Annotated in this window: 4 protein-coding genes and 1 pseudogene; 4 read left to right on the top strand and 1 reads right to left on the bottom strand. The window is 60.7% G+C overall.

Going from position 1 to position 6,522, the window contains the following annotated elements; all coding sequences use genetic code 11:
* Positions 1-122 precede the first annotated feature (122 nt).
* Positions 123-326, bottom strand: a pseudogene (locus L5014_RS38225) (transposase); the annotation flags it as partial.
* A gap of 324 nt (positions 327-650) precedes the next feature.
* On the opposite strand from L5014_RS38225, the gene L5014_RS38220 reads away from it, so the two are divergent.
* The 4 genes from L5014_RS38220 (at position 651) to L5014_RS38210 (ending at position 6,326) form a co-directional block, all read left to right on the top strand.
* Positions 651-1,067, top strand: coding sequence for a response regulator (locus L5014_RS38220; protein ID WP_238469044.1), 417 nt, complete (start codon positions 651-653; stop codon positions 1,065-1,067).
* 85 nt (positions 1,068-1,152) lie between these two features.
* The gene (locus tag L5014_RS38735; RefSeq protein ID WP_338019400.1) at positions 1,153-1,446 is read left to right on the top strand and encodes a ribbon-helix-helix domain-containing protein; all 294 of its coding nucleotides are present in this window, start codon (positions 1,153-1,155) and stop codon (positions 1,444-1,446) included.
* A gap of 47 nt (positions 1,447-1,493) precedes the next feature.
* Positions 1,494-5,342 carry a chemotaxis protein CheB gene (locus tag L5014_RS38215; RefSeq protein WP_238469043.1) on the top strand — a complete coding sequence of 1,283 codons (3,849 nt, stop codon included), beginning with the start codon at positions 1,494-1,496 and terminating at the stop codon, positions 5,340-5,342.
* A 612-nt stretch (positions 5,343-5,954) separates the two neighbouring features.
* Entirely contained in the window at positions 5,955-6,326 is a 372-nt protein-coding gene (locus tag L5014_RS38210) for a tyrosine-type recombinase/integrase (RefSeq protein ID WP_238469042.1), read from the top strand.
* Positions 6,327-6,522: the final 196 nt, after the last annotated feature.

Genomic DNA, 6,522 nt, shown 5'->3' with positions numbered 1-6,522 from the left:
CAAGATGAAATACGAGTGGCTGGCCTTCAAGGCCCGCGACACCCCAACCCTTGAAGCCGATGTCGATGTAATCCTTCAGGGGTTCGGCGCAGATTATAGATTCACTTTTTGTTGAGGGCTTAGATTTTAAGCAGCACGCCCGGATGATAGGACGGCCGACCTGTAGTCGACGGCATCGCGCCATCGAAACCCAGTGATGCAAGGTCAAGCTCTTCGACAAATGCCTCGATGATCCTGACCGGATTGTCCTCGGCGACGAAGTCATCAAGGCACTCTGGAAGCAGCGTTACCTGCTTGCGATCTTCAGCTTCTATGAATCGCTTCATCCGGTCACCCTTGCTGAACGAGTTAATCCAGTTTAGGCGATCAACGCGTTTTCACACAGGCTCGACCCACAAGAGCCACTCGACACCGTACGCGTTGAATAGCTGCTTCCAAAGCAGTAGCAGCCCGTTGAAGGAGGGTGTCGGTACGACGAGGGTCGGCGAACCGGGGAGAAATCGCTGGCTCGTATGGCAATTCTCAGCAGAAACATCGCGGGCGAGCGCGATGCAATGTCCCAGCGCTCGCTTTGTTGTAAATCCATCGCTCCCCCTGGCACATGCTATGCGCCTCAGCGGGTAACCCTATGTCTACAACGAGGAAATGACATGGCTCGCTGCGGCATATGGACAAACCGATCGGTCAAATTTGCCGGGAGCATTCCGGCTGTGTTGGTCGTCGACGATAACTCGGCATCAGGAGCCGCGCTGACGGCTGCGCTCGGACAGGAGGCCATAGACGCGCGCTTCGTGGCAAGCGGAATCGAGGCGATGGAGTGGACCCGTCACTGGGTGCCGGACCTCATCGTGCTCGACATCAATATGCCGCGGCATGACGGATTCTCGACAGCACGTGTACTCAGGCGGCTCGCCCCCACGCGCAGTGCGGTCATCGTGGCTTTCACTGCACTCGGTGAAAACGAAGTCCAGGAGAGGGGGGTGCTAGTTGGCTTTGACGGATATTGCCAGAAAGGAGGGACGCCAGACGACCTTATACGGATGATCCATGCGATGACCCACACGTGACGGGCCGCGCAAACGTGCAGCCGCGCTGAAGATTAATCGGTTCGAATCAAGGTGATTGACACGGCTATAATTCGGGCAGGTGGCAATGTGCGGGGCGACGATTGGCAGTCGCTCATCGGTCCCTGCGGATTGCACCCCACGTCCTCGTCAATCCCGGCAAATGAAGGGGAGCGCCATGCCCGATGCGACTACCCGCGTGCTTACTGCGCACGTCCCGCTCCCCCTGGCAGAAAGGGTCGACCGCCTTGCCGAACGTCTTGACCGCTCGCGTGGCTGGATCATCCGTCAGGCTCTCGCAGCCTGGATCGATGAGGAAGAAGCTCGCAGCGGCCGGCCCCTTGACGCGCCGGAAAGGGCCGATGCCCGACGCGAAGCCTGAGAAACCGCGAGACGCATCACCAACTATTGCCTGAAGAAAACGCGCTCATGCGGCAATCGTTCCGCACGAGCAACGGCCAGATCATCTATGACATCGCTGGAGACGACGTGACCCAATCTGCGACAGCGTCGGACGAATCGACGTCGCCAACCTTTCCGCTGGTCGGAATTGGCGCTTCCGCGGGCGGGCTCGAGGCGATCTCCGAACTCATGGCGGACATTCCAGTTGCCAGTGGCATGGCATTTCTGGTGGTGCAGCATCTGGATCCGTCCCGTCACAGCATTCTTCCTGAGATCCTGGCCAGGCGCGTATCCATGCCGGTTGTTGAAGCTGCCGACGGCATGGATATTGAGGTCAATCACCTTTACGTCATTCCCCCGAACACGAGCATGTCGGTTGCGCAGCGCCGCATCCGGCTGCGACCGAGAGATGAGACGCTCGGGCCACCCATGCCCGTCGATGACCTGCTGGATTCCCTGGCGATGGATCAGGGTTCCAACGCGATCGGAGTGGTGCTGTCGGGCAGCGGTTCGGACGGCGCTCTGGGGCTGCAGGCAATCCAGCGCGAAGGTGGCATCACGTTTGCCCAGGACGAGGGGACAGCGCACTTCAACAGCATGCCGCACGCGGCCATCAGCAAGGGATGCGTCGATCGCGTGCTTGCCCCGCGTGATATCGCGAAGGAAATCATCGCGATCGGGCGCCACCCCTACCTCAGGTCGGTCCCCGCCACCGCGACGCGCATATCGACAGAACCCGCCGAAGCGAGCCTGCGCGCGATATTCCGCCTGCTCCGGCAGGCCTGCAATATCGATTTCAGCCGCTACAAGAATGGCACCGTCCAGCGCAGGCTCGCGCGCCGCATGGCGTTACGGCAGGTCACATCGGTGGCAGACTACGTCACCGTGCTGGAGTCCGACCCGGCCGAAACGCTCGCGCTGGGACGGGACCTGCTCATTCAGGTGACGGAGTTCTTCAGGGATCCTGAAACATTCGAAGTCCTGACCCAGACAGTCTTTCCGCGCCTCGTTGCCGGCAAGGAATCCACCGACCCGTTCAGGATCTGGGTGCCCGGCTGTGCGACCGGCGAGGAGGTCTACTCCATCGCGATATGCCTGATCGAGTACCTCGGCGAGCATGCGGCAACCACGACGGTGCAGATCTTCGGCACCGATATCAGCGCAGAGGCGCTCGAAGTAGCACGCACAGGCCGGTACATCGAGAACATCGCCCGCAATGTGTCGCCGGAACGGCTGGAACGGTTCTTTGTGCGCGAGGGCGAGTATTACTGCATCGATAAACAGGTCAGGGACCTCTGCACGTTTTCGCGCCACGATGTGTTGAGCGATCCGCCATTTTCGAGGATGGATCTCGTGAGCTGCCGGAACCTGCTGATCTACCTGAGTGGCCAGGCGCAGCGAAATGTCATGCCGCTCTTTCATTACGCGTTGAAACCCGACGGCGTGCTGATGCTTGGGCCCTCAGAGACGGTCGGCGCTTTCTCCGAACTCTTTGGTGTCATCGAAAACCGGCGCAGCAGACTGTACAGCAAGAAGCCACGGCTGGGGCCACCGGCGCAGGTTCGCCTGCATTCGCCGCGAGCCGTGCCAGCTGCCCCTGCAGAGAGCGCACGGGAGAGCCGGTCCGAGCCGCGCGAAGCGTCGTCACTTCGATCCGAAGTCGACCGCATTACGCTTGCGCGGTATGCGCCATCTTCGGTGCTCTGTGACGACGACCTGAACATCGTCGAATATCGCGGTGATACCTCTGCCTGGCTGGTCAATCCCAGCGGGCCGCCCACCAGCAACCTCCAGCGGCTTGCGCGGCCCGAGGTTTATCTGGCCGTCAGCGAAGGCGTCAGGAAGGTCCGGCAGGACGGTGTGGTGGTGCGCACGACGGGATTGCGCACGTCGGGAACGAACGGGCCGCAGACGGCGAGCGTTGAAGTCCATCCGGTCCAGATGGCAGGCATCGAGGGCCGCTGGTTCCTGATTTTTTTCGAGAGCGGGGCCAGGGATGCGGATGGTCCGGGCGGCCAGGTGCCCCTCAAGGCGCTGTTGCGGCAGGCGATCACGCAACGGCTGGGACGCCGGGTTGCCGCGCAACATCCTGATCCCAGGGACGAGGAAATTGCGCGCCTGATGACCGAACTGGGTGCGATGCGCACGCAGATCCGAACCATGCTCGAGGAGCATGAAAGCGCGCGGGAAGAGCTCAAATCCAGCGAGGAAGAACTGCTCTCGAGCAACGAGGAATTCCAGAGCACCAACGAAGAACTCGAGACCGCCAAGGAAGAACTTCAGTCGCTCAACGAGGAACTGTCGACCACCAACGATGAGTTGCGCTACCGCAATCACGAACTCAGGGTGCTGCACGACGAAGTCGCACTTGCGCGCGACTATGCCGACGCAATCATCGACACGATGGCGGAGCCGCTGCTCGTGCTGGAATCCGATCTGCGCGTGACGCGGGCCAACCATGCGTTCTACAGCACTTTCCAGACGAGCCCCGAGGACACGATCGGTGCGATGCTATACACACTGGGCAACGGCCAATGGAATATTCCGGGTCTGCGTGACCTGCTTGAGGAGGTCCTGCCTGAGCAGACTGTCGTGCGGAATTTCCAGATCACGCATGATTTCCCGTGCATTGGCGTGCGTACGATGCGGCTGAACGGCGCCCGTGTGGTGGGCCGGGGCCAGGCGCGGATCCTGCTGAGCATCGAAGACACGACCGAGCATCGACTCGCGGTGCAACGACTGGAAACGGCCGATCACCAGAAGGACGATTTTCTTGCAATGCTCGCTCACGAACTGCGCAACCCGCTTGCGGCGATTGCCAACGCCGTCGAGGTTTGGGGGCACGAGAACATCGACCAGGAAACACAACAGCACGCGCGGGCGCTTGCGAGGCGCCAGCTTGATCACGAGATCGGCTTGGTTGACGACCTCCTGGATGTGTCACGCATTACACGCGGCATCATCAAGCTCAATGTGCAGCCCGTCAATCTCGTGGAAATCGTGCAGCACAGCGTTGCCGCGATGCGGGCAGAGATCGACGCACGCCGGCACAAGGTTACGCTCATCCTGCCGCCAGAGGTCCTGGCAGTCGAGGGCGATGCCATTCGCCTCGAGCAGATCGTGACCAACCTGCTCAGCAATGCCGTCAAATACACCCCTCCAGGCGGCGCCATCGAGGTCGCTCTCGTGCGCGATGGCAATGAGGCCGTGCTGACGGTCGCCGACAACGGCATCGGCATGGCCGCGACCTTTCTGCCGACCATCTTCACCCTGTTCGTGCAGGCCGAGCGCTCTCTGGACCGCACGTCTGCGGGGTTGGGGCTGGGTCTCGCGCTCGTGCACAAGCTGGTCGGACTGCATCACGGGACCGTTCATGCCTCCAGCGCCGGTCCTGGCCGGGGCAGCACGCTCGTTGTCCGGCTTCCGGCGCCTTCGCATGTCAGGATGCCTCTATCATCAATCGCCGACGCGCCGCAGGAGCGCCCAGTCGTCGCGGCACAAAGAATTCTTGTCGTTGACGATAATCCCGATGCGGGCGAGAGCACCGCGATGGTACTCAGACTCGATGGGCAAGAGGTGAAGGTCGCCTCGAACGGTCCTTCCGCCTTGCAATGCGCGACGGACTTTCAGCCGGATGTCATTGTGCTCGACATCGGGCTGCCAGAGATGGATGGCTACGAAGTCGCGCGCCGGTTACGTGCGATGCCCCGGTTCGCGGATACCTTGCTGATTGCGGTGAGTGGCTACGCGGGAGAAGAGTATCGCGAACGCGCAAGGCAGGCGGGTTTCGATCACTATCTGGTCAAGCCGGCCGGCCTGACTCGTTTGAACCAGCTGATCGCATCCTCCCGTAGCGGTGGACGGGCTTTTCAATAGCGATCTCTCTGACGCTTATCTATCGGCATGAGTCAGGGCCGGCTCTATAAAAGAAACTGCCGCGAGCCATGATTCCTTGCAGAGAGGAGCTTGGCGAACGGACGCTGTCGGACGTCAAGCTGCCGTTTCGATGACCGACTCATCCGTAAGCGAAGGGCTGCAACTGGCCGATCTGCGACGCCGTCTTCAACCCTTGACGCCTCACTGCGTCCGTCGCGCCGCACAAGACAAAATCAACCGCGAAATACGAATACCCGCTGTTGGGTATGGGCCGATTATGTTCATCACGTTGGCCCAAGATGCATCCTACAAGCAGCGTCCGTCGGTCGCTGCGCATAATCCGGCACTGAGCCCCCTATCTGCGCAGCTTCGCATGTTGGAATCTCGGCCGACCCTCTTGTAGGCGTCCATCGCCCCGCTTATGCGGCGTAGACGGGCCGCTCGAAGCGAATCTGTTGCCGATCCACGTCACGGACCATAAACCCAATATTTGCAAGCCGATCCGACATGCGCCTCACTGTGGCTATATGGGAGAAGCGATGTGTCTACCTCACGCATCCAAAAACGCTTTCGGCTCTGGAGTGCTAGCTGAACCATCGCATTGCACGCGGCATGGGAACCGAGCTAACCGCAGAGCGCTATCGAGGACTCGCGCCGTCAACTTGCCTGGTCCTTGCTGGCAAGGGCCGCAAGTTTGCGATGAGCGCCAAGCGGCGTATCAACGAGGCCGGGGAGCCGGTTGATTACTCGGCGTGTGACAGCCTCCAAGCCTACGTCACAAAGCTCTACAGGGATGCAGGGATACGCGGCGGATCGTCCCATTCGGGACGGCGCTCGTTTGCCAGTAACCTCGTTGAGCAAGGGCACGATATTGAGACGGTGCAGCAGCTTTTAGGTCATGCCGAACTGGAGCACGTTCGGCCCTATCTGGCCGTGTCCGATAAGAAATTACGGCAGATGTTTTGCGAAGCACGTGCTGGTTGACGCGAGCGGCGAAGCAGTTTGCGCTGGTCAATGCGCTGCTCGAGACGGCGAACTTTGACGGTGACTCAGATCACGTGCTCGAGAGTGCCGAGTTCTTGCTCGCCATTTTCACGGTCTCGGCTCGACGCTCGAGAGCGTTAGTCCACTTCTCGGCGATCCACTGCCGTTTGCCTAAGCGCCGCAGCACTTCTTGTAT

Origin of the sequence: Paraburkholderia tagetis (assembly GCF_022213065.1) — a bacterium.
In the GTDB taxonomy this organism is placed as follows: Bacteria; Pseudomonadota; Gammaproteobacteria; order Burkholderiales; family Burkholderiaceae; genus Paraburkholderia; species Paraburkholderia tagetis.
This window is presented reverse-complemented; position numbering and strand designations above follow the sequence as displayed.